Annotated in this window: 20 protein-coding genes; 8 read left to right on the top strand and 12 right to left on the bottom strand. The window is 70.9% G+C overall.

Translation table 11 applies throughout. The features are described from left to right. The first annotated feature begins 90 nt into the window (after nt 1-90). Nucleotides 91-2763: a family 78 glycoside hydrolase catalytic domain gene (locus VD659_RS13650; protein WP_423261623.1), complete on the top strand. Its 2673-nt coding sequence runs from the start codon at nt 91-93 to the stop codon at nt 2761-2763. Between the two features lie 62 nt (nt 2764-2825). Next, nucleotides 2826-4115 carry an MFS transporter gene (locus tag VD659_RS13645; protein WP_423261622.1) on the top strand — a complete coding sequence of 430 codons (1290 nt, stop codon included), beginning with the start codon at nt 2826-2828 and terminating at the stop codon, nt 4113-4115. A gap of 20 nt (nt 4116-4135) precedes the next feature. Here VD659_RS13645 and sufU read toward each other — a convergent pair whose 3' ends face one another. The 6 genes from sufU to VD659_RS13615 all read right to left on the bottom strand — a co-directional run bounded on the left by sufU (nt 4136) and on the right by VD659_RS13615 (nt 10527). After that, nucleotides 4136-4594: a Fe-S cluster assembly sulfur transfer protein SufU gene (sufU, locus tag VD659_RS13640; protein WP_423261621.1), complete on the bottom strand. Its 459-nt coding sequence runs from the start codon at nt 4592-4594 to the stop codon at nt 4136-4138. Further along, nucleotides 4594-5934, bottom strand: coding sequence for a cysteine desulfurase (locus tag VD659_RS13635; protein ID WP_423261620.1), 1341 nt, complete (start codon nt 5932-5934; stop codon nt 4594-4596). The genes sufU and VD659_RS13635 overlap by 1 nt, the downstream gene beginning before the upstream one ends. A 151-nt stretch (nt 5935-6085) precedes the next feature. Beyond that, entirely contained in the window at nt 6086-6643 is a 558-nt protein-coding gene (locus VD659_RS13630; RefSeq protein ID WP_423261619.1) for a DUF4287 domain-containing protein, read from the bottom strand. Nucleotides 6644-6716: 73 nt separating this feature from the next. Beyond that, complete coding sequence (locus tag VD659_RS13625; RefSeq protein WP_423261618.1) at nt 6717-7286, bottom strand: hypothetical protein; 570 nt, start codon at nt 7284-7286, stop codon at nt 6717-6719. A gap of 93 nt (nt 7287-7379) precedes the next feature. Continuing rightward, nucleotides 7380-8051, bottom strand: coding sequence for a GAP family protein (locus VD659_RS13620; protein ID WP_423261617.1), 672 nt, complete (start codon nt 8049-8051; stop codon nt 7380-7382). Nucleotides 8052-8145: 94 nt separating this feature from the next. Continuing rightward, nucleotides 8146-10527, bottom strand: a complete 2382-nt coding sequence (locus VD659_RS13615; RefSeq protein ID WP_423261616.1) for a sulfatase-like hydrolase/transferase — start codon at nt 10525-10527, stop codon at nt 8146-8148. A 207-nt stretch (nt 10528-10734) separates the two neighbouring features. Here VD659_RS13615 and VD659_RS13610 point away from each other — a divergent pair, with 207 nt between their 5' ends. Further along, a complete protein-coding gene (locus VD659_RS13610) occupies nt 10735-11622 on the top strand; it encodes a universal stress protein (RefSeq protein ID WP_423261615.1) in 888 nt (295 codons plus the stop codon). Next, nucleotides 11619-12488, top strand: a complete 870-nt coding sequence (locus VD659_RS13605) for a universal stress protein (protein WP_423261614.1) — start codon at nt 11619-11621, stop codon at nt 12486-12488. Before VD659_RS13610 ends, VD659_RS13605 begins: the two co-directional genes overlap by 4 nt. On the opposite strand, the gene mgtA is transcribed toward VD659_RS13605, so the two are convergent. Next, entirely contained in the window at nt 12483-15056 is a 2574-nt protein-coding gene (gene mgtA / locus VD659_RS13600) for a magnesium-translocating P-type ATPase (protein WP_423261613.1), read from the bottom strand. The two genes, VD659_RS13605 and mgtA, sit on opposite strands and share 6 nt — an antisense overlap. 153 nt (nt 15057-15209) lie before the next feature. Between mgtA and VD659_RS13595 the strand changes: the two genes are divergently transcribed. Together VD659_RS13595 and VD659_RS13590 are read left to right on the top strand one after the other, a co-directional pair. Next, nucleotides 15210-16169, top strand: a complete 960-nt coding sequence (locus tag VD659_RS13595; RefSeq protein WP_423261612.1) for a universal stress protein — start codon at nt 15210-15212, stop codon at nt 16167-16169. Continuing rightward, nucleotides 16166-18037 (top strand): heavy metal translocating P-type ATPase, encoded by a 1872-nt coding sequence (locus VD659_RS13590; RefSeq protein ID WP_423261611.1) that lies wholly within the window; start codon nt 16166-16168, stop codon nt 18035-18037. Before VD659_RS13595 ends, VD659_RS13590 begins: the two co-directional genes overlap by 4 nt. Here the strand turns inward: VD659_RS13590 and VD659_RS13585 are convergent. Genes VD659_RS13585 through VD659_RS13565 form a run of 5 tightly spaced genes read right to left on the bottom strand, consistent with a single transcriptional unit; the run spans nt 17970 to nt 20860 of the window. Further along, nucleotides 17970-18452 carry a pyridoxamine 5'-phosphate oxidase family protein gene (locus VD659_RS13585; protein WP_423261610.1) on the bottom strand — a complete coding sequence of 161 codons (483 nt, stop codon included), beginning with the start codon at nt 18450-18452 and terminating at the stop codon, nt 17970-17972. The two genes, VD659_RS13590 and VD659_RS13585, sit on opposite strands and share 68 nt — an antisense overlap. Before the next feature lie 25 nt (nt 18453-18477). Further along, nucleotides 18478-18900, bottom strand: coding sequence for a pyridoxamine 5'-phosphate oxidase family protein (locus VD659_RS13580; RefSeq protein ID WP_423261609.1), 423 nt, complete (start codon nt 18898-18900; stop codon nt 18478-18480). A gap of 42 nt (nt 18901-18942) precedes the next feature. Beyond that, nucleotides 18943-19551, bottom strand: a complete 609-nt coding sequence (locus VD659_RS13575) for a flavodoxin family protein (RefSeq protein ID WP_423261608.1) — start codon at nt 19549-19551, stop codon at nt 18943-18945. Further along, entirely contained in the window at nt 19548-20141 is a 594-nt protein-coding gene (locus tag VD659_RS13570; RefSeq protein WP_423261607.1) for a hypothetical protein, read from the bottom strand. Before VD659_RS13570 ends, VD659_RS13575 begins: the two co-directional genes overlap by 4 nt. After that, on the bottom strand, nt 20138-20860 hold the full coding sequence (locus VD659_RS13565) for a BON domain-containing protein (protein ID WP_423261606.1): 723 nt from the start codon (nt 20858-20860) through the stop codon (nt 20138-20140). Before VD659_RS13565 ends, VD659_RS13570 begins: the two co-directional genes overlap by 4 nt. A 150-nt stretch (nt 20861-21010) precedes the next feature. Between VD659_RS13565 and VD659_RS13560 the strand changes: the two genes are divergently transcribed. Continuing rightward, on the top strand, nt 21011-21277 hold the full coding sequence (locus VD659_RS13560; protein WP_423261605.1) for a hypothetical protein: 267 nt from the start codon (nt 21011-21013) through the stop codon (nt 21275-21277). Next, nucleotides 21274-22167 carry a universal stress protein gene (locus VD659_RS13555; RefSeq protein ID WP_423261604.1) on the top strand — a complete coding sequence of 298 codons (894 nt, stop codon included), beginning with the start codon at nt 21274-21276 and terminating at the stop codon, nt 22165-22167. Before VD659_RS13560 ends, VD659_RS13555 begins: the two co-directional genes overlap by 4 nt. The last annotated feature ends 15 nt before the right edge of the window (nt 22168-22182 follow it).

Genomic DNA, 22182 nt, shown 5'->3' with positions numbered 1-22182 from the left:
CCTGCCCTCGAGTGTAGTCGGGCTGGACTTTCTAGCAAGCAAGTTACATACTTTCCAGCAAGCAAGTTCCAGATCAGGGAGGTGGAGACGATGACGCTCGCTCCAGAATCGATCACCGCCACCCGGCTTCGCACGAACGCCGTGATCGAGCCGCGCGGCATCGGCACGGCGCATCCGGTGTTCTCGTGGCAATCGACCGACCCGAACCGGATGCAGCAGGGCTACCGCCTCCAAGTGGCGACATCGCCGGCCTTCGACGCACTGGCCTGGGACACCGGGCAGGTCGAGAGCGTCGAGCAGTTCGGCATCGTCTACGACGGAGAACCCCTCCGGCCGGGCACCGACTACTGGTGGCGCGTGACCGTCTTCGGCGACGGCGGATCCGGCGGGCCGAGTGCGCCGGCGACGTTCAGCACGGGCATCGTGACCCGTCTCACGGCATCGACGTGGATCGCCGACCCGCGACCGTACACGGCTGACGAGGATCCGGTGCTGTATTTCCGCACGGAGGTCGAGATCCCGCGCGGTGTCGTCCGAGCGAGGGCCTTCGCCTCCGCTCTGGGCTGGTATCACCTGGTGGTCAACGGAGTCGACCAGACTGGCCCCGCGCTGGTGCCCCGCTTCACGCCCTTCGAGCACGAGGTCGAGTACCGCGAGTACGACCTCGCGAACGTGCTCGAAGCGGGGCGCAACACCCTCGGGATGGTCGTCGCCGACGGACGTTTCCGCGGCCGACTCGGTTTCCTGTCCCGGCGGGCCGTCTACGGCGACGAGCTCGGGGCGTTCCTGCACATCGAGCTCGAGCTCGACGACGGCAGCACCCGCACCCTCGGAACAGACGGCGACTGGCGAGTCGGGCGCGGGCCCGTGCTGCGCGCCGATCCCAAGTGGGGCGAGAGCGCGGACCTCCGCATCGCAGACGTCTGGGCACCGGGCGACGCCCCGGCCGGTTTCCATCCGGTGCGGGTGCTGCCGCCCCATCCCCGGCAGCTGGTGGCCGAGCAGGCCGCGCCGGTCACCCAGGTCGACCTGCTGACGCCGAGTCGGGTGTGGAGGTCTCCGGCGGGGCGGCAGCTCGTCGATTTCGGCCAGAACTTCAACGGAGTCGCTCGACTCCGCCTCGCGGATGCGAGCGGAACCCGCGTGCAGCTCACCTACAGCGAACTGCTCGCGCCCGACGGCGAGCTCGACACCCGCTGGATTCTCAGCGACCCGAAGAAGCCGTGGTATCAACGCGACACCGTCACCGTCGGAGAGACCGGGGACTGGTACCAGCCGAGCTTCACGACGCACGGCTTCCGCTACGTCGAGATCATCGGGCTCGACCACGATCTCGGTCCCGACGACATCCGCGGAGTCGTGCTGTCCTCCGAGCTCGAGACCAGCGGCGGCTTCCATTGCGCGGACGAGCGGCTCAATCGGCTGTGGAAGAACGTCGAGTGGAGCATCCGCTCGAATTTCACCGATGTGCCGACCGACTGCCCCACCCGCGAGCGGTCCGGCTGGACCGGAGACACGCAGGCGTTCCTGCCCACCGCCGTCGGCTTCGTCGACGTCGAGGCCTATCTACGGCGTTACGCCCGCAGTCTGGCCCTCGAGCAGATGCCCGACGGGCGGGTGCCGCCGTTCATCCCCTCCGAATCGACGGCGCAGACCTCACCGGGACTCCGCCGGCTGATGAGGATGCTCGCCAACTCCAGCGGCTGGGGCGACGCCGCGGTCACGATCCCGTGGGCGCTCTACCAGTACTACGGCAGCATCGCCGTGCTGGAGGATCAGTACGACAGCATGACCCGGTGGGTCGATTTCGTGGCCCGCCGGGCCCGCACCAAGAAGGGCCTGCCTCGACGGTTCTCCCGGCACCGGGTCGGGGCGCAGGAGGCGTTCATCGTCGACTACGGATTCCAGTGGGGCGAGTGGCTCCGGCCGGGAGCATCCGGGGTCGTGGAGCGCCGCACCGACGGCAGTCTTCGCGGCGCGCCCGTGACCACCGCGTACCTCGCCGAGTCGGCGCGCATCCTGGGCCTCACCGCAGGGCTCCTCGGCAAGACGCAGGATGCGGCCCGGTACGCGCTCCTCGCGCAGAACGTGCGGAGTGCGTGGCAGGCGGCCTTCCTCCGGCCCGATGGCACGATCGGCTCCGACCGGCAGGACGAGTACGTACGGGCGCTCGCCTTCGGGCTGGTGCCCGAGGAGGCCCGGCCCGGCGTGATCGCACGCCTCGTCGAGCTCATCGAGGCTGCCGACCACCATCTCGGAACCGGCTTCCTCAGCACACCGATGCTGCTGCCGGTGCTCACCGAGATAGGCCGCAGCGACCTGGCGTACCGGATCCTGCTGCAGACCAGCAATCCGTCGTGGCTGCACCAGGTGGAACAGGGCGCCACCACGATCTGGGAGACCTGGGAGGGCTTCGACGGCGACGGCCGGGGCCAGCACTCGCACAATCACTTCACCTTCGGCTCGGTGGCCCTGTGGATGAGGGAGTACCTGCTCGGTATCGCACCGACCGCGCCCGGATACCGCACCTTCCGGGTCGATCCCACACCCGGAGGCGGCGTCGACCCGGTCGAGGGCTGGGTACTGACGCCCTTCGGCCGCATCGAGGTCGCGTGGCGCACCGTCGGCGACGCCATCCGGCTCGAGGTGACGGTGCCGGCCGGCACGACCGCGACCATCGGGCACGGGCCCTCGGCCTTCGAAGCCGCTCCGGGCACCCACGAATTCACCCTCCCGATGCGCCCCGTGCGCGTCGGGGCGTAGGAACCGCCACTCCCCCTCTCAAACCCGACCCCGTCAAACCCGACCCCTTCAAAGGAGAAGACATGAACACGAACACACCGATCCGCCGACGGCCGAGCGCCTGGCGAACCGCCACGATCGCGGGCATGGCCTCGTACATCGACTCGGCCGCGATCGTCACCTTCGGAACCGTCATCGTGATCTACCAGGCCGTCCTCGGCCTCACGCCGCTCGAGGTGGGCGTGGCATCCGGGGCTCTGACGCTCTCGGTCGCGGCCGGCGCCCTCGTCGGCGGGAGGCTGGGTGACCGCTTCGGCCGGCGACCGGTGTTCACCGTCACGATGATCCTCATCATCATCGGCATCGCGATCCTCTTCCTCGCCCCGTCGTTCCCCGTGATCATCACCGGGGCGATCTTCCTCGGCGTGGGCAGCGGCGCCGACCTGCCCGTCTCGCTGTCGACGATCTCCGAGGCAGCCAGCGACGCGAACCGCGGCAAGTTCCTCGGCTTCTCCAACATGCTGTGGGCCGTCGGCGTGCTGGTCTCCACCGTCATCGCGATCTTCGTCGGCGACCTGGGCCGCACCGGCGGGCAGATCCTCTTCGCCCACATCGGGATCGTGGCTCTCGTGGTGCTGCTCGCCCGGCTCACGGTGCCCGAGTCCGAGACCTGGCTGGAGGCCCGTCGTGAGCGAGCACGGGGCATCCACACCATCCGGGCCGACCGGTCCGGCGCCCTCCGGCTCGTGCGCACCCCCTACGCGAAGCCGTTCCTCGGCCTGATCGCGTTCTACGCCCTGGCGAATCTCGCCGCCAACACGGTCGGCCAGTTCGGCGCGTACCTGCTCGTGAACACCGGCGGCGTCAGCGTCTCCACGGCCGGCGTGCTCACCCTGGTCATCGCACCCCTGAACTTCCTCAGCTACTTCTGGTTCATGAGGATCGCCGACGGGCGCCACCGCTTCCGCTACTTCACCGCCGGAGCACTGCTCTGGGTCGTCGGGCTGGCCGTGCCCGCCGTCTTCGGTCTCAGCCTGGTGACCTACCTGATCGCGGCCGCGTTCGCGGCGCTCGGCATGGGTTTCGCCTTCGAGACCATCATGAAGGTCTGGTCGCAGGAGTCCTTCCCGACCCTGCTCCGCACCACGGCGCAGGGAACGATCATCTCCACCGCCCGCATCGTCGCCGCCCTGATGGCCACGGTGACCCCCGCCCTCGCCGCCGCCGGTCCCAACGCCCTCTACAGCGTGCTCGCCGTGCTCGTCGCGATCGGGATGGTCATCGCCTGGCTCACCTTCCGCACCCGCGACGGCCACAACGAGTTCGACGTCGAGGCCGCAGACAATCCGACGGCCGCGACCCACGTCGTCTGAGGGTGGCTGTTCTGCGCGACTCAGGCGCGCGGCGCAGCACCCTCTGAGGCGAGCGCCGCCTCGAACGCGACCCACGGCAGCATCGCGCACTTGATGCGGGTCACGTACCGCGACACCCCGCCCAGCGCCACCGCGTCGCCGAGCAGCTCCTCGTCGCCCTCGAGGGCGCCCTTGGACTGCATGAGCTCCCGGAAGGCGTCGATGCGCACCGACACCTCATCGGAGGGCAGGTCATGCACGATGTCGCTCAGCAGCGAGGCCGAGGCCGTGGAGATCGAGCATCCCTCCCCCTCCCAGCTGATGGACGAGACCGCACCATCGGCACCCCGGTGCACGTTGAGGGTCACTTCGTCGCCGCAGGTCGGGTTGACCTGGTGCGACGAGCCCGAGGCATCCGCGCGCAGACCGAAGCCGTGCTTCTCCTTGGAGTGATCGAGGATGACCTGCTGGTACATCGTCTCGAGTTCGCGCGAGGCCATCACGCCACCCGGAAGAAGACGCGGCTGTCGGCCACGGCCTCGACGGCCGCATCGACTTCGGCCTCGGTGTTGTACAGATAGGTGCTCACGCGCGTGGTGGCGGTCACCCCGAATCGCCGGTGCACGGGTTGCGCGCAGTGGTGACCGACGCGCACCGCGATGCCGCGGTCGTCGAGGAACTGCCCCACGTCGTGGGCGTGCACCCCCTCCACGTCGAAGCTCGCGAGACCCACGCGTTCGGCTCCGTGCCCGCCGGCCGTCCCGGCTGCCGGGGCGGGCCCCAGGATGCGCACCCCCGGAATCGCGGCGAGGCCGGAATACAGGCGCAGACCGAGCCGCGTCTCCCACTCGGCGATCCGCTCCATCCCGACCGCGTCGAGGTAGTCGATGGCCGTGGCGAGCGCGATGGCCTGGGACACCCGCTGGGTGCCGGCCTCGAAGCGCATCGGCGCCGGCAGGAACGAGGTCTCCTGCAGGCCGACCGTCGTGATCATCGAACCGCCCGTCAGGAACGGCGGCAGCGCATCCAGCAGCTCCTTGCGCCCGTAGAGCACGCCGATGCCCGTGGGCGCGAGCATCTTGTGGCCCGAGAACACGGCGAAGTCCACGTCGAGAGCGGCGAGGTCCAGCGGCAGGTGCGGCGCCGACTGGCAGGCGTCGAGCACCACGAGCGCGCCCACGCCGTGCGCGAGCGCCACGAGCCGCTCCACGGGGTTCACGGTGCCGAGCACGTTCGACACGTGCGCGAACGCCACCACGCGGGTGCGCGGACCGATTAGCGAGGCCGCCTCGTCGAGTCGCAGGCGCCCGTCATCCTCTAGCCCGATCACGCGCAGCGTCGCCCCGGTGCGGAACGCCAGCTCCTGCCACGGCACGAGGTTCGCGTGATGCTCGGCCTCGGTCACCACGATCTCGTCGCCCGCCCCGAGCCGGAACCGCTCGGCGGCCGCCCCGCCGCGCCCGAGCGAGGCGTTCGACATGCCATAGGCCACGAGGTTGATGCCTTCGGTGGCGTTCGAGGTCCAGACGATCTCGTCGTCGGCGACGCCCACGAACGACGCCACTCGGGCACGCGCGGCCTCGAACAGCTCAGTGGCCTCGCCGGCGAGCGTGTGCGCTCCGCGGTGCACGGCGGCGTTGCTCTCCTCGTAGAAGCGGCGCTCGACCTCGATCACCGACTGGGGCTTCTGCGAGGTGGCCCCCGAGTCGAGGTAGACCAGCGGATGCCCGTTCACCGATCGCGAGAGGATCGGGAAGTCGGCGCGCACCCGTTCGACCTCCGCGGCATCCAACGCCGGCGTGTCCAGCGCCGTGTCATCCCGCGCGCGGGTGGTCGTCACACGGTCAAAGTCGATCGTCACAGCAGCCTCAGAACATCATTCGGGAACTTCCATTGCATCACTGTTCGCGATGCAACACCTACTCGGTTACAAGCATCCGCGGCTCCCCCGCATTCCGGATGCGCGGCGCGGGCACTGGCGGATGCGCGGCTCAGGCCTCGCGGTACGCCGCGTCGACCCAGACGAGCAGCTCCTCGTCGAGCTGCGCCGGTTCATCGACCCGGGCGCGGTGCGTCACCATCGCGTTCCAGCTGCCGGCGGGTTCGAATCGGGAGCCCGGTTCGTCGTTCTTGAGCTTCACGCCGAGATCGAGCCGCTTGGCGGTCACCGCCACGATCGCGAACTTGCGGCTCCCGCGCACGAGGCTCACGTAGCTGTCGGTGGGGGCGAGCGTCACGTCGTCGCCGAGCGCGCGGGCCCGCGCGACGATGGCGTCGAACGAGGGCCGCCAGGCGGCCTTCGCGCCGGCGAACTGCTTCTCGATGCGCTCGTCCGCCGAGCCCCTCGGCGTCGCGTCGTCTTTGAGGATCGAGTAGATCGCCATCCCGTGGCCTCTGCCCAGGCCGAAGTCCTGCGCGAGCCAGGCGAGCACGTCTCCCGCCTTCACCCCGGGGCCGCTCAGGCCCTTCTCGGCGGCAAGCGCCCGGAAGTCGTCGGGCGTCTTGCCCGTCTTCTGCTGGATCGTGTCGATGTAGGCCTGGAAGGTCACCGCTCTGCTCCCGTCGTGCGCGTGCCCCTCAGAGTAGCGCGGGCCGGGGCACAGCGGCTCGGAGCCGGCCCACTCAGAACAACCCGACCCGATCGGGCACCTGCAGCGGCAGCTCCCGCAGCCAGCCGGCCGGCTCGGGCCAGGCGCGGCCCGTGGGCAGCGATCCGAGCATCCGCTGCGCCGCCCCCGTGGTGGCCTCCACGGGGAGCACCCGGCTCGGCGCCACCGCGGCCAGCACCCCGAGCCACCACTGGCTCTCGGCCGGCGTGATGCTCTCCGGCCCGAGCACGAGGTAGTAGTCGGGCAGCACGCTCTCGCCCGCGGCGAAGGAGGCGAGCGCCGACTCGGTCTCGATGCGCAGGGCGGGCAGGGTGGCGGGGTTCTCGAAGAAGGCGGTCCAGGCTCGCGCCACGGCCGCGAGCGGATCGAGGTCGTGCACCAGGAACGGGCTGTGCGCCGAGGCGAGCACCTCGCGCACCGAGGGCGCCCCCACCGCCGGGCGGGCTGCGGCCTCTGCCGTCGCGCGGCTCTCCTCGTCGGTGAGCCGCAGCGCCTGCACGTTGGGGAGGCGGCCGAGTTCGCGCACGATCGCATCCGTGACCCCGCCGACGACGACCACGGCTGTGCTTCCCGGAGACCGCATGCCTTCAGCCTACGAGCGCCGGCGCCGCCCGTGTCGGACGCGCTGTCGTCACCGGACGCTCGGTCGTCACCGGACGCGCAGTCGTCACGACGCTCAGGCGGCGAGCTCGCCCACCGCGTTCAGGATGAGCACGGCCGCGAGAGCGAGCAGCACCACGGCGAGCACGACGTCGCTGTGCCGCGCGAACCAGCCCACGAAGGCATCGAGCGGCCGGGCGGCGCGCTCGCCCACCGCGGCGATGGCCACGAGCGGCGCCGCCACCGCGAGGCTGCCCACGACGGCGAAGGCCACGAGGGCCGCGATCTGCTCCCCCACCACCGCGGTGCCCTCGGCGGCCACCGCCACGGCCGAGAGCGTGATCGCGGCGCTCTTCGGGTTCACCGAGCCGAGCGCGAGGCCGGCGGCGAAGGCTTTCGGAGCGGTGATCGCCCGCATCGTCGCCATCCACGACGGCTCTCCGGTCGCGGCACCGGCCCGGATGCGCGACACGAGCTTGCGGATGCCGAGCACGGCCACCACCACACCGAGCGCGAGCCGCACCCACGCGACCCACGCGCTCGAGTCGGTGGCGAAGATCGCCACGTCGGCGAGCAGCAGTCCGACCGCGCACATGAGCACCACACCCACGAGCCACCCGGCGGTGAAGCGCGAGAGCACCGCCCGGGTGTTGACCGTGGCGAGCACGGCCGCCATGGCGACCACGGGAACCGAGGCGAGCAGCATGCCGACGGCGATCGGCAGCACTCCGGCGATGGCAGCGAACATGTGCTCACCGTAGCGGAGCCGGGTCGGAACCGGAGGCTGCGACTCCGACCCGGGTAAGCGCTGACACGGCCGCCGACGGCCGCGCGCCCGCCTCCTACTGCCGGGTCATCGCGATCTGCATCAGGTGCTCCGGGTCGGCGAGGTGCGAGTGGTCGTCGTCGCCGACGTCGAGCCGCAGCCACGCGATGGTTCCCGTGAAGGCGTTGTCGGTGGGCCCGTAGTCCTCCGACACCGGCGAGGCGAGGTCGGAGCCGATGTCGACCGTCTCGTCCATCGAGAAGAAGAACGGCAGCGTGCGGGTGATGCGCCCCGCGGCGAGTTCGGTGTCACCGTCGAAGAGCGTCAGTGACCCGCCCTTGCCGAGGCCGCCCCCGTCGTACTGGAAGTGCGCCCGCAGCTCGTGCGCGCCGGCCGCGAGCACCGCATCCGACCGCGTGTACTCGACGGCGACGCCACCGAGGTTGTAGGCGAAGGCCGGCTTGCCGTCGGTGAGGTAGAAACTCCAGCCGCCGTAGCTGCCGCCCTGCGCGATGAGCACTCCCGCTCCCCCGCCTTCGGGCAGCGTCACCGAGGCGGTCACGGTGAACGACTTGTTCTTCACGTTCACCACCGAGTTCTCGCTCATGCGCTTCATGCCGGGGTAGAAGGTCTGGCTAGAGCCCGTCACCAGTTCGGGGCGGCCCACGAGCTCGCCGTTGAAGCGCTCGGCCGAGCGGGTGTCCATCGGCAGCACGTTGAAGCGGGCGGCCTGGATGAGGAACAGCCGCTGCAGTTCGGCCAGCTTCTCGGGATGCGAGGCGGCCAGGTCGTTCGACTGTGTCCAGTCCTCCTCGACGTTGTAGAGCTCCCACACGTCGTCGTCGAGGCCGTGCGAGGAGGCGAGCCACGGATCCTTGTGCTTGGCCACCGCGGTCCAGCCGAGATGGAAGATGGCGCGGTTGCCGAGCATCTCGAAGTACTGCGTGGTGTGCCGCTCGGGCGCGGCGGCGTCGTCGAAGCTGTAGTTCATCGGGGTGCCCTCGTAGGGCCGCTGGGTGACGCCGTTCACGGTGTGCGGCTCGGGGATGCCCGCGGCCTGCAGCACCGTCGGCGCCACGTCGATCACGTGCGCGAACTGGTTGCGGATCTCGCCGCGCGCCGCGATGCCTGCGGGCCACGACACGATGGTGCCGTTGCGGGTGCCGCCCCAGTGCGAGGCCACCTGCTTGGTCCACTGGTAGGGCGTGTCCATGGCGTGCGCCCAGCCGATGGCGTAGTGGTTGTACGACTTCGGGGTGCCGAGGTCGTCGGTGTGGGCGATCTTGTAGGCATCCGTCTCGATGTCCTCCATGTGGTTGATGGTGAACGCCTCGTTGGTCGTGCCCGTCATCGTGCCTTCAGCGCTCGCACCGTTGTCGCCGATGATGAGGTAGACGAGGGTGTCGTCGAGTTCGCCGATCTCCTCGAGCGCGTCCAGCAGCAGCCCGACGTGGTGGTCGGCGTAGTCGAGGTAGCCGGCGTAGACCTCCATCTCGCGGGCGAGGGTGGGCTTGATGGCGTCGTCCATCTCGTCCCACGACGGGATGCCGGGGCTGCGCGTGGTGAGCACCGCCTCCGCCGGCACGACGCCGAGCTCCTTCTGTTTGGCGAAGGTCTCCTCGCGCACCGCATCCCAGCCCTGGTCGAAGCGGCCCTTGTACTTGTCGGCCCACTCGAGGGGAACGTGGTGCGGGGCGTGCGTGGCGCCCGGCGCGAAGTAGGTGAAGAACGGCTTGTCGGGGGCGAGCGATTTCTGCTGCTTCGTCCAGTCGACGGCCTTCTGGGTCATGTCGGCCATGAAGTGATAGCCCTCCTCGGGCGTACCCCACGGCTCGACGGGCGAGGTGTTCTCGTAGATCGCGGGGTACCACTGGTTGGTCTCGCCACCGATGAAGCCGTAGAAGTACTCGAACCCGCCACCCGGGTGCGGCCAGTGGTCGAAGGGGCCGACCGCGCTCGACTCCCACACGGGCACCTCGTGGCACTTGCCGAACTGGGCCGTGCTGTACCCGTTGAGCTTGAGCGTCTCGGCGAGCGGCGCGCAGTTGTTGGGCCGCAGCGAGTTGTAACCGGGAGCGCTGGTGGCGATCTCGGTGATGCCGCCCATGCCCACGGTGTGGTGGTTGCGGCCCGACAGCAGAGCCGCGCGGGTGGGCGAACAGAGTGCCGTGGTGTGGAAGCGCGTGTACTTGATGCCCTGCGCGGCGACCCTCTCGAAGTTCGGTGTGTGCACGGGCCCGCCGAAGGCACTCGAGGCGCCGAAGCCGCAGTCGTCGATGAGGATGACGAGCACGTTCGGCGCGCCCGCGGGTGGCCGTACCGGTCTGATGGGTGGGTAGTGCGTGTCAGGCGAGGTGGCGTCGTAGGTGACCGTGCCGGTGTATGCCAGGTCGGGAATGGGCAGACTCGACCGCTGCAGTGCGGGGTCCCCGTGGTCGCCGTGTGTACTGTCGGTCATCGTCACGCCTTTCGCTGGTCGCCATCGGCCGGCCCGGCTGCTCGCGGGCCCCGCCTGTCCGCCTATTCAACGAGCGCGAGAGGACGATTCCCACACCCGAAGCGGGTGATATCGACTGACCGGCACCTGCGGACGGAGCGGCGCCGGGAAGGTCCGCGGGTGACTTAGGTCCCGTGCTTCGCAGGCGCGGACGCGGACCCTGGACTCATGATGCAGAGAACAGTGGTGGCCTGGGACGACTCGGTGGAGAGCCGCACCGCGACGGCCTGGATGCTCGACAGAACCCGGCATGCCGCTCCCGGCCACGAGGTCGTGCTGGTGCGGGTGATCGAGGAGGTGGGCCTGATCCCCGGCGCGACGACCGACCCCGGGGAATACGCCGCCGCGACGATCGCCGTGGCCGAGGAAGCGGTCCGCGTCGCCCGCGAACTGCCGTCCGCGCGCGTGACCAGTCAGGTCGTGATCGGCGACACCCTCACCGCCCTGCGCCGCTTCACCGACCCAGCGACCCTCGTGGTGCTGGGAACCCAGGCCCGCACCACCCCTCACCTCCGCTTCGCCTGGGCCATCGGCACCCGCCTCGCCGCGACCGCCCTCGGACCCGTCGCGATCGTCCCCCGCCACGTCTCCGGGGTGCGCTCGGGCATCGTCGCCGGCGTCGACGGATCGGAGACCTCCACCCGCGCCGCCCTGTTCGCCGCCGCGGAGGCCGTGCTCCGCGGCGTCCCCCTCCACCTCCTCCACGTCTGGCTGGAACCCCCGGTCTGGCAGGCCGACTACGTCTACGACGACCTCACCCTCGAGCTGCTCACCGCCGAGCACGCCGCGATCGTGCACGACGCCGCCAGCGCGGTGAAACGCGCCTACCCCGGCCTGACCCTCACCGCGAACGCGGTGCGCGGGCCCACCGTGCGTTCCCTGCTCGACACACCGCCCCTGCCGGAACTGGTCGTCGTGGGCTGCCGCAGCCGCGGGGCCGTGAACCGGTTCCTGCTCGGCTCCGCCAGCCACGAACTCATCCTCAACCTCGACGTGCCCGTGATCGTCATCAGCGACCGGGTGAACGATCCCCGCCTCGAAGGAGAGACCTCATGACACGCATTCCTGCCTCACCCGCCCCGTTCGACCGCATCCTCGTCGGATGGAACGGATCCGCGTCCGCCACCGCCGCAGCATCATGGGCGGCGTCCCGGCCGGGTTCTGCACCGATCACCCTCGTCGGCGTGCTGGGCGGGCACGAGACCGGCACCGACTACCTCAGCGCGACCTCCCCGGAGGCGGGCACCCGCGTGCGCCTGATGGAAGCGGCTGACGAACTGCGGAGCGCGCATCCCGAGGCCTCGATCTCGACCCAGGAGCTGCGCGGCGCCGTGGTCGACGAGCTCCTCGCCCTGTCGACTCCGGGGTCGCTCGTCGTCGTGGGGGGAACATCCGCCACGCAGAAGCCGAGCCCCTTCGGCTGGTCCGTGGGATCCCGGCTGGCCGCGGCTCACACGCCGGGCGCCGTCGCCGTCGTGCCCGCCGACACGACGGCCACACCGCGGCGGAACCTCGTGGTCGGCTACGACGGCACCACCGTCTCCGAGCACGTGCTCGATGTCGCCATCGCCGAGGCCCTGTCCTCCCAGCAGGAGCTGCTCGTGGTGCACGCCTGGACCGAGCCGTCCGCCTGGCAGGACGTCTACGTGCCGGAGCTCGGCCTCGAGGACTCGCTCGAGGACGTCCATCAGGGTGTGCTCGACACCGCCATCCGGCGAGCCGGCCTCGTGACCGGGCTCGCCGCCCGTGGTTCCCTCGTGGTGGGAACACCAGCGGACGCCCTGATCGATGCGGCCCGGACGGCGTCCGAGGTCGTGGTCGGCAACCACAGCGATCATGGGGCGCGCCGGTTCTTCCTCGGCTCGGTCAGCCACGCGGTGATCCGGGCGCTCGTGGCGCCCACGCTCATCGTCCGCTCATGACCGGCTGGTGAAGCGGGACGACCTCCGGATGATCTGATGCCTCAGGCGGTCGCGCGGCGTGCGCGGGCCGGCGGGCGTGCGCGCGACGTGGGCGAAGAACAGCTTCTTGGCGAACTCCACGATCACGAGGTAGACCACGATCATCCCGACCAGGGCGAGGAAGAACGCTGCGGGGATGGGCGTGAACCCGAGGAAGCCGGAGAGCGGCGAGAACGGGAGCCACGCTCCCACCACGACCACTCCCACCGCCGCCGCGATCAGTGCGAACGACGGCCGGCTGCGGAAGAACGGCACCCGGCGGGTGCGGATGGCGAAGACGATGAGCGTCTGGGTGGCGATCGACTCGATGAACCAGCCCGCCCGGAACTCGCCGATCCCGGCGTTCAGCACCAGGAGCATCAGCGCGAAGGTCGCGAAGTCGAAGATGCTGCTGATCGAGCCGAAGACGAGCATGAACCGCCGGATGAAGGAGATGTCCCAGCGCGAGGGCCGCTCGAGCTGCTCTGGGTCGACGCGGTCGGTCGGGATGGCCATCTGCCCGGTGTCGTAGAGCAGGTTGTTCAGCAGGATCTGCCCGGGCAGCATCGGCAGGAACGACAGCACCACCGAGGCCACCGAGGCGCTGAACATGTTGCCGAAGTTGCTCGATGTGCCCATCAGCAGGTACTTCATCGTGTTGGCGAAGATCCGGCGGCCCTCGAGCACGCCGTCGGAGAGCACGCCGAGATCCTTGTCGAGCAGGATGACGTCGGCCGCGTCCTTGGCCACGTCGGCGGCGGAGTCCACCGACACGCCGATGTCGGCCTGATGCAGGGCGAGGGCATCGTTCACCCCGTCGCCCAGGAACGCGACCGAGTGGCCCTTCGCGCGGAGCAGACGGATGATGCGCGCCTTCTGCTCGGGGCCCACCCGGGCGAAGATGGTGGCGCCGCGCGCGGCCGCGGCGAGCGCGGTGTCGTCGAGGCCCTCCACCTCGGCTCCCGTGAGGGTGCCGCCGGAGGCGATGCCGAGGTCGGCGCACAGCTTCTCGGTCACGACGGCGCTGTCGCCCGTCGCGATCTTGACCTGCACGCCCAGGCGGGCGAGACGCCCGATCGACTCGGCCGCATCGGCCTTGACCGGATCGACGAATACCAGGAAGCCCGCCAGCCGCAGTTCGTGCTCGGTATCGCGGCTCAGCGCCGTGGCACCGGGCGCCGTTCTGGTCGCGACCGCGAGCACCCGCTCGCCGTCGCGGTAGAGCGCCTCGAGCGTGGCGGTCGCCTCGGCCGGCAGCGCGATACAGCGGGCCATCACGTCTTCGGGTGAGCCCTTCACGATCACCATCGGCTCCTCCCCCGCTCGCCGAACGAGGGCGCTGGTCATCCTGCGCTCGTGGTCGAACGGCAGCACGTCCAGGGGCGGCGAGGTGCGCATGGCGCTGTAGGCCTCGGCGCCGGGCTGCTCCCACAGGGCCGTGTCGAGCGAGTTGAGACCCGTCACGTCGAGCTCGGGGCTCGCGAAGTCGACCTCGCTCGCCGTCAGGCCGAAACCGGTCAGCGCCGCGGCATCCGTGACCCCGTCCACCGGCAGGGCGCGGGCGAACCCGATCCGGCCCTGGGTGAGCGTTCCGGTCTTGTCTGTCACGAGGAGATCCAGGTCTCCGAGGTCTTCGATGCAGACGAGACGCTTCACCAGCACCTTCTTGCAGGCCAGGGCCCGGCTCCCCGAGGCGAGGCTCGTGCTCACCACGGCGGGGAGCAGCTGCGGGGTGATCCCCACGGCGATGGCGAGCGAGAACAGCAGCGACTCGATCAGCGGCCGCTGCAGCAGCAGGTTGGCGACGAAGATCAGCGTGGTGAGCACCAGGGCGACCTCGAGCAGCAGCACCGAGAAGCGGCTGAGGCCGCGCTGGAACTCGGTGACCGGGGCCGTGGCGCCCAGACCCTCCGCGATTCGGCCGAAAGCCGTGCGCGTGCCGGTCGCGGTGACCTCGCCGAGGCCACCGCCCGTGTGCACGATGGTGCCCATCTGCAGCACCGACGTCGCCGCCTCCTCGCCGTCGGCCGGCGCCGCCTTGCGGGTGGGCTCCGATTCTCCGGTGAGGATCGCCTCGTCGCAGCTGAGATCGCGCGCCTCCAGCACCGCCATGTCGGCGGGAACGACCGTACCCACCGACAGACGCACGACGTCTCCCGGAACCAGCTCGGCCACATCCACCTCGTGCGCGGTGCCGGCCCGCACGACCGTGACGTGGTGACGCACGCTGTCGTGGAGCGCATCCGCGGCCCGCTCGGCCCGGAACTCGTTCGCGAACCCGAGGGCCACACTCGCGATCAGGATGACGCCGATGACGAGGGAGTTCGTGCTGTCGCCCACCAGGAACGACACACCCGCGGTCACGATCAGCAGCAGCAGGATCGGGCTCCGGAACTGCCGGATCAGTACGCGCGCGGCGTTGGCCCGCCGCGGGTGGATCGCGTTCGGGCCGAGCTCACGGAGTCGTCGCGCCGCCTCCTCCGGAGAGAGCCCCTCGCGGATTTTCGAGGGATCGCGCACCGGTACCCCGCTCACCGTCGAGGACCGCACGGATGAGCTGTGTTGGTGGTCATGGTGCCTCCGGTCGACGTGGCTGTCGTCTGCACCGTACGCCGGGACGACCGCGATCCATGGGACCAAGGACACTCGCTCTCCGCGCCGGATCCGGGAGGGTGGACGAGCAGGATCAGACGGAGGCACGACATGGCGGCACACGACGGAGACTCCGGGGGCGACGGAGACGGCGGCCACCGCGCACACGAGGGAGACCTGGCCGGGCTCTCCCTAGTCGTCGCCTACGACGGAGGGCCCAGCAGCGAAGCCGCCCTCGCCTGGGCGGTGCGTCTCGCCGACTCCGGCGGGCATCCTCTCACTCTGGTCTTCGTGCGGGAGGGGGCGGTCGTCCTCCCGGCGAAGTCGTCGACCGTGGCCGCCGTGTCGCCCGGGGATCAGCTCGTAGAGCGGGCTCGGCGCATCCGGATGTCCGCCCCCGCTCTGACGGTCGGCACCCGGGTCGTGGTGGGCGAGGTCGTGGCCGAGCTCGTGCGCCTGACCGGCCCGGGATCGCTCGTGGTCGTCGGGGCGGGCAGCCACCGCCTGCTCCACGCACCGGCGCGCTGGTCGCTGTGTGTCCGGCTGGCGGCTCACGCCCACGGGCCGGTGGCCGTCGTCCCGTCGGAGACGACCGAGGCGGGATCGGGAATCGTCGTCGGCGTCGACGGTGGCGACGACAGCCTCGCGCTCGCCGAGTTCGCGGCACGCTGGGCACGGGAGCAGAACACCGGCCTGCGACTGGTGCACGCCTGGCTTCCGCCGGTCATGGTGCTGAACCCCTACCCGCTGGACGCGGCCACCCTGGCGCTGGTGGAGGCGCCCCATCAGGAGTTCACCGCGCGTCTCGCCGCCGCCATCCAGCGCGATCACCCCTCGCTGCGCGTCGAGAGCGCCACGGTGCGGAGCCGGGCGGCGACGGCGCTGGCCGCCGGGAGCAGACCCCCGCTCGCGGTGGTGGTGGGGCGCCGGGCGAGATCGGCGCTGGCGACGTCGCTCCTCGGGTCGACCAGTCGCGACATGCTCCTGAACCTCGGTTCCCCGGTCGTCATCGTTCCCGCCCGGGCTGCCGCGGTCGCCGTTCCGCGGCTCGACACGGACGGGCCCCGGTGAAGCGCCTCCGCTACCCGCTCGTGGCCGCGACCGTCGCGGTCGCCGCCGTCTCGGGCATCCTGATCCTGAGCGGGGTGCCGGTGGCCGCGCAGTACCTCGTCGCGGTCTACGCGCTGGGGATCGCCGGAGTGGAACTCGTGCGGATGATCGCGCGGCTCCGCCAGGGCGTCATCGGCGTCGACGTGCTCGCCGTGCTGGCGATCGTTTCGACCGTGCTGGTGGGGGAACTGCTCGCCTCGTTGATCATCGTGCTCATGCTGACCGGAGGCGAAGCCCTCGAGGACTTCGCGCAGGCCCGGGCCGAGCGCGAACTGAAGGCGTTGATGGATCGCGCGCCACGGACCGCCCACCGGGTGTCGCCCGCCCCCGGCGGGGACACCATCGTCGACGTGGCGATCGACGACGTCGTCGTCGGGGACGTGCTGCTGGTGCGGCCCTCGGAGATCGTTCCGGTCGACGGCTCCCTGACGGAGGCGTCGGGCCCGGTCGAGTTCGACGAGTCGTCGCTGACCGGGGAGAGCCTCCCGGTCGAGCGACGGGGCGGCGATCTCGTGCTCAGCGGCTCGGTGAACGGATCGACCGCGGTGCAGCTCACGGCCCGCCGCGACGCAGCGCACAGCCAGTACCAGAGCATCGTGCTGCTCGTCACCGACGCCACCGCGCATCCGGCTCCGGTGGTGCGTCTCGCCGACCGCTTCGCCCTGCCCTTCACCGCCGTGGCCCTGCTGATCGGGGCGAGCGCGTGGGTGCTGTCGGGCGATCCGGTGCGCTTCGCCGAAGTGCTCGTGCTGGCGACGCCGTGTCCGCTGATCATCGCGGCTCCGATCGCGTTCATGGCCGGGATGAGCCGCAGCGCGAAGACGGGGGTGATCGTGAAGGGCGGCGCCGTGCTCGAACGGCTCGCGCGCGTGCGTACGGTGGTCTTCGACAAGACGGGAACCCTGACCGAGGGGCGGCCGACCGTCACCCGGATCCTTCCGGAGCCGGGATTCACCGAGGCGGGGCTGCTGCAACTCGCCGCCTCCGCCGAGGAGTACTCGAGCCATGTGCTGGCGAGCTCGATCATCGCTCACGCGCGCGACGCGGGCATCGAGCTGCTGCCGGCCGGCCAAGCCGACGAGGTGGCCACCGCCGGGGTGCGCGCGCAGATCGCGGGCGACGAGGTGCGCGTCGGCAAACTGGCCTTCGTGCGCGAACGCGCCCCCTCCGCCGCGGCGCCGGCGCTCGAGCCCGGCGAACTGGCGATCTCGGTCTCGGTGAACGATCGCTTCGCCGGCTCGATCGTCGCCCACGACCGGCTGCGGGAGAACGCCCGCGACGTCATCGGCGCGCTCCGGCGCCGCGGAGTCCGCCGGTTCGTGATGCTGACGGGTGACGCGTACCCCACGGCGGCATCCATCGCCGAGTCGGCCGGCATCACCGAGGTGCGGGCAGGATGCCTGCCCTCCGACAAGGTGGCCGCCGTCGCCCGGATGACCGAGAGACCGGTCGTCATGGTGGGCGACGGGGTCAACGATGCACCGGTGCTCGCGGCCGCCGAGGTGGGCATCGCGATGGGAGCGCGCGGGGCGACGGCGGCCAGCGACTCGGCGGATGCCGTCGTCCTCGTCGACGATCTCTCGAAGACGGTCGACGCGGTCGCGATCGGTCAGGACAGCGTGCGGATCGCCCTGCAGAGCATCTGGATCGGGGTCGTGCTGAGCGTCGTGCTGATGGGGGTCGCCGCGTTCGGTGTGATCCCGGCGGCCGTCGGAGCGGGCATCCAGGAGCTCGTCGACCTCGTCTGCATCCTGAACGCGCTCAGGGCGCTGCGGGGGCCGAGTGGTCCGGGTCGGAGCGGTGCGGGTCGGAGTGACGCGGGTCGGTGATGAAGCGCACGCCGGTGAGGGTGCGCGGGGTGATGGCGAAGAAGTTCCACTTCGTGCTCCGGGTCACGGTGTGGAGTTCATCGACACCCGAGGCCGCGATCTCCTCGTCGCTCTCGAGCCGACGGACCGTTCCGCGGAGCACGACGCTCCAGCGCTGCCGGTTCTCGGTGCCATCCGCCTCGAAGGCCACGCCCGGGTGTTCGGTGAGACTGACGATCTTCGTCCCCGGCGCGCTCCGGAAGTAGACGAGGTGATCGTTCACGAGATGGTTGATCGGAAAGATGTCGGCACCGTCGTCGTCGCTCACGGCGAGCCGCCCGAAGGTGGATCCGGCCAGAAGGCGCCAGCATTCGTCCTGATCGAGCGCCTCGACGTCGTCGGCGGCGATCTCGTGGGGGCGGGGGGTCCAGGTCATGTCGAACTCCAGAGGGTGCTCGGGCTCAGTAGCGCTCGGGCTCGGGTCCGCGCCGGAAGGCCCGGCCGGTGAGCGTCGTCGGCCGGATGCGCACCCAGCGGTACTTGAGGGTGGGCAGGAAGGGCACGAGCGACAGGGAGTCGGCGAGGTCGATCTCCTCCTGGCTCTGGAGCTCCTCGGCGGAGCCCTTCAGCACGACGCTGTAGGCCGAGGTGTCGTCGACGTGGTCGATCTCGAAGACGACATCCGGATGGATGGTCAGCTCGAGCAGCTTCGTGCCGGGCGCAGTGCGCAGGTAGAGGGTGCCGTCGGTGACGACGTAGTTCACGGGGAAGACGTCGATCTCTCCGGCCGCATGGAGCACGAGCCGGCCGAAGGCGTTCTCGCCGAGTCTCTGCCAGCACTCCTCGTCGCTCAGGGTGTGCGCGATGCCGATGGTGTCGTCCATGACCGTTCCCTTCTTCGTCGCATCCAGCTCCGTCGCATCCAGTCAATCGGCGTCGACGGCGGCACCGGTGGTCTTTGGTCCCATGCCGTGGCGGCCGTCCCGGCCCCAGGCCTGCGCGAGCTCGGCTCCCCACGCCGCCGCCTCGGCCAGCTGACCGTCCACCAGGCGATGCGTGGCGTCGACGAGGAAGTCGCGCGGCGCGGCGAGCGGCCGGTACCCGGTCGCGCGCAGCTCCCGGTCGATGCGGCGGGCCGCGGATCCGGTGAACAGCCGGGGGCCCTTGCTGCTCCGGGTGGAGAAGGCGGCGAAGAAGGACGGGTGCACCGGATGCGGCAGCTCGTGCAGCAGCTCGCGGAGGCCGTGGCTCGCTTCGACCCACTCGAAGACGAGGCCGGAGTCGCTGTGCTCGGCGATCTTGCGCGCCTCCTCCCGGGTGGTCGCTGAGCTCAGCCCGAACACGTGCGTGGGACCTCCGGCGACGACGAGGTCGGCGCCGGCCAGCGCATCCGGGCCGGCGCCGGCGCAGTTCACGACGGCGACGTCGGCGAACGGGCGCAACTGCTCGCCGATGGCCTCCGCGATCTGCCGGGTGGCACCGAACATCGACTCGTAGAGCACCACGACCCGCTCGGGGACGGGCGTGTCGATCATGCGCCGACCGGCTTCCGCGTCGCGGCCGCGGCGTCGAACCACACCAGAGCACGGCGCATCGCCTGCCCGACGTCGTCCCAGCTCAGCGGCGCGTCGAGGGTCGGTGTGCATTCGAGCACGCTCGAGGCGGCGAGTTCCACGTCGGTCTCGTTCGCGCTGACGACGCCCGGCAGTGCGCAGGTGGCGATGGCGTCGACCTCGTTCCCGTCGGCGGCCGGAATGGCGACGGGAGCCGCCTCGCCGATCGCGAAGACGAACAGGCGCGTGCGGCAACGCCGGTGGCTGTCCTCGAGCACGGCCGAGAGCCGGTGCAGCAGGCGTGCCGGCAGCTCCTCCGCCCGCACCGTCGTCTCCTCGGGCGTGAGCAGGTCGACCGAGAGCGTGCTGTAGCCGTGCTGATGGGCGATGTCGCAGAGGCGCTCGTCGGGCCGGCCGAACCGCGAATAGGCGGTGGGGTACGCGAGGACGATCAGCCCCCTCGCCTCGGGCTCGGTGTGCAGGCGCCCTTCGATGGCGCCGTCGGTCTCGGGATAGACGAGGTCGACCCCCGCGGCCGGCATCCGCTTCGTGCGCGTGTTCGGCGTCATCACCTGGCCGCGCCTTCTTCGACGCCGACCTGGCCTTCGACGCCGACCCGGCCGTCCACGACGATCCGATTGTCGACGTGCTGCACGTGGGGCGAGTTCCAGGCCGCGCGCTCGGCCTCGCGCCGCTCCTCGAAGGAGCGCACCACGCCGGTCAGGCGCACCGTCGTGTCGCTGACGGCGACGGTGATGTTGTGGGCGTCGATGAGCGCATCCCGGCGGAGCGCGTTGCGGATGCGCTCCCCCGCATCCCGGGCCGACACGCGCCGGGTCAGCTCGATGCGGTTGTCGACCAGGCGCACGAACTGCACGCCTTGTACCGCCTTGCGGGCCGTGCGGCGCTGGTAGTCCCAGTCGACCGTCCCGGTGAGGATGACGGCGCCGTCGTGCACCGACGCCGTCACCGCGCCGGCCGGCAGCGCGGTCGTCCAGGCCAGCACCTCGTTGACGTGACGGGCGATCTCCTCGTCGCTCGCGGAGGCCTCGACCGTGCCGTGCACGGTCAGTTCATTCGCCACGGTGCGCACGCCCTCGACCCTGAGCGCGGCCCGCTCGGCCGCGATCCTCTCGGGGAGGGAAGCCACTTCGCCGGCGAGGGTGACGACGCCGCCGATCACGGCGACGCCGATCGTCGCCGGATGCACGCCGGGGGTCCAGTCGAGTTCGTCGATGACGGACTGCTGCAGCCCGCGGTCGGTCGGGGTGAGAACGGATGAAGGAGTCATGGTGCGATCCTGCGCCGGCGCCCGCGAGCGACGAGTGACCAAGGTCCATCGAAGCCGCACGCCCATCCGCGGGGCGTCGTCGTGGGACTTTCGTCCGTTCCGGGCCGCACGCGGAGCAGGACGCTGGGGGCACCGATCGGAAGGAACGCGATGGCCCACTCAGCACTGCTCGCCCTCGAGCTCGACGACGACCGGCCCGGCTGGCAGGAGCTCGGAGACGACCACGTCGTCGTCGGGATCTCCCGCGCCGGGGTGCGCACCGGCGACCAGCCACGCCTGGCTCATCGCTCCCAGACGCCTCTGGGCCTCATCCATCGCTGCCTGCCGGTGCGCCGCTTCGACGTCGCCGTCGTCGCCGGCCTCGCCCCTCGGCGAACGCCCGATGGACCGCTCCGCACGAAGGGACTCCCCGCATGACCACCCGCACGATCGTCGCCGTCGACGAGGGAAGATCCACGGATGCCGCCCTCGAGTGGGCCGTGCATCGCGCCCGCCGGGTCACCGGCCCCCTGCTCCTCGTGCACGTCGTCGAGGGGACCACGCTGCTCCCCGGCAGGGTGCTCGACCCGGCGCGCTTCGAGTTCGCCCAGACGCTGCTCGACGCCGCGGCACAGACCGTGCAGGGTTCCGTGCCCGGTGTCGAGGTGCGCACGGAGGTGATCGCGGGCGACGTCGTGCCGTCGCTGATCGCCCTGACGGCTCCGGATGCGCTGCTCGTCGTCGGCGAGAAGACGAACGCCTCGTCGCGCACCTCCGTGGGCTGGCCGGCCGGAGTGCGGGTCGCCGCGCACGCGGCCGGTCCGGTGGCGGTGATCCCTGCACAACGGGGCGAAGACCGCCGTGGGGTCGTGGTCGGCGTCGACGACACCCCGGAGTGCCTGCGCGTCGCCGAGGTCGCCGCCCTCGAAGCTCTCTCGACCGGACAGTCACTGCACGTCGTGCACGCCTGGATGGCGCCCAACCTCTGGCTCGACTCGGCGCCGCTCGACGACGACTTCGTGGCCGACCTCGCGCGGCCGCATCAGCAGCTCCTCGACGACGTCGTCGGCGTGCTCCGCGGCGAGCATCCCTCGCTCGACGTCACCGCGCAGCTCGTGCGCGGCATCCCCGCACAGTGCCTGCTCGACGCCGATCCGCTGCCGGCCCTGGTCGTGGTGGGGACCCGGGGCAAGTCGGCCTTCCAGCGGCTGTTCCTCGGCTCGGTCAGCCGCGACCTGCTGCTCAACCTCGACGTGCCCGCCGTCGTGGTGCCGACGGCCGCGTCGACGGCTCGCCCGCGCTTCGGAGCGGAGTCCGCGGCCGCGTAGTGACCCCGCGGGCTC

This window comes from Herbiconiux sp. 11R-BC, assembly GCF_049472555.1.
Classification (GTDB): Bacteria; Actinomycetota; Actinomycetes; order Actinomycetales; family Microbacteriaceae; genus Herbiconiux.
Note: the sequence above shows the minus strand (reverse complement) of the source record. Positions and strands in the feature narration are given on the sequence as shown.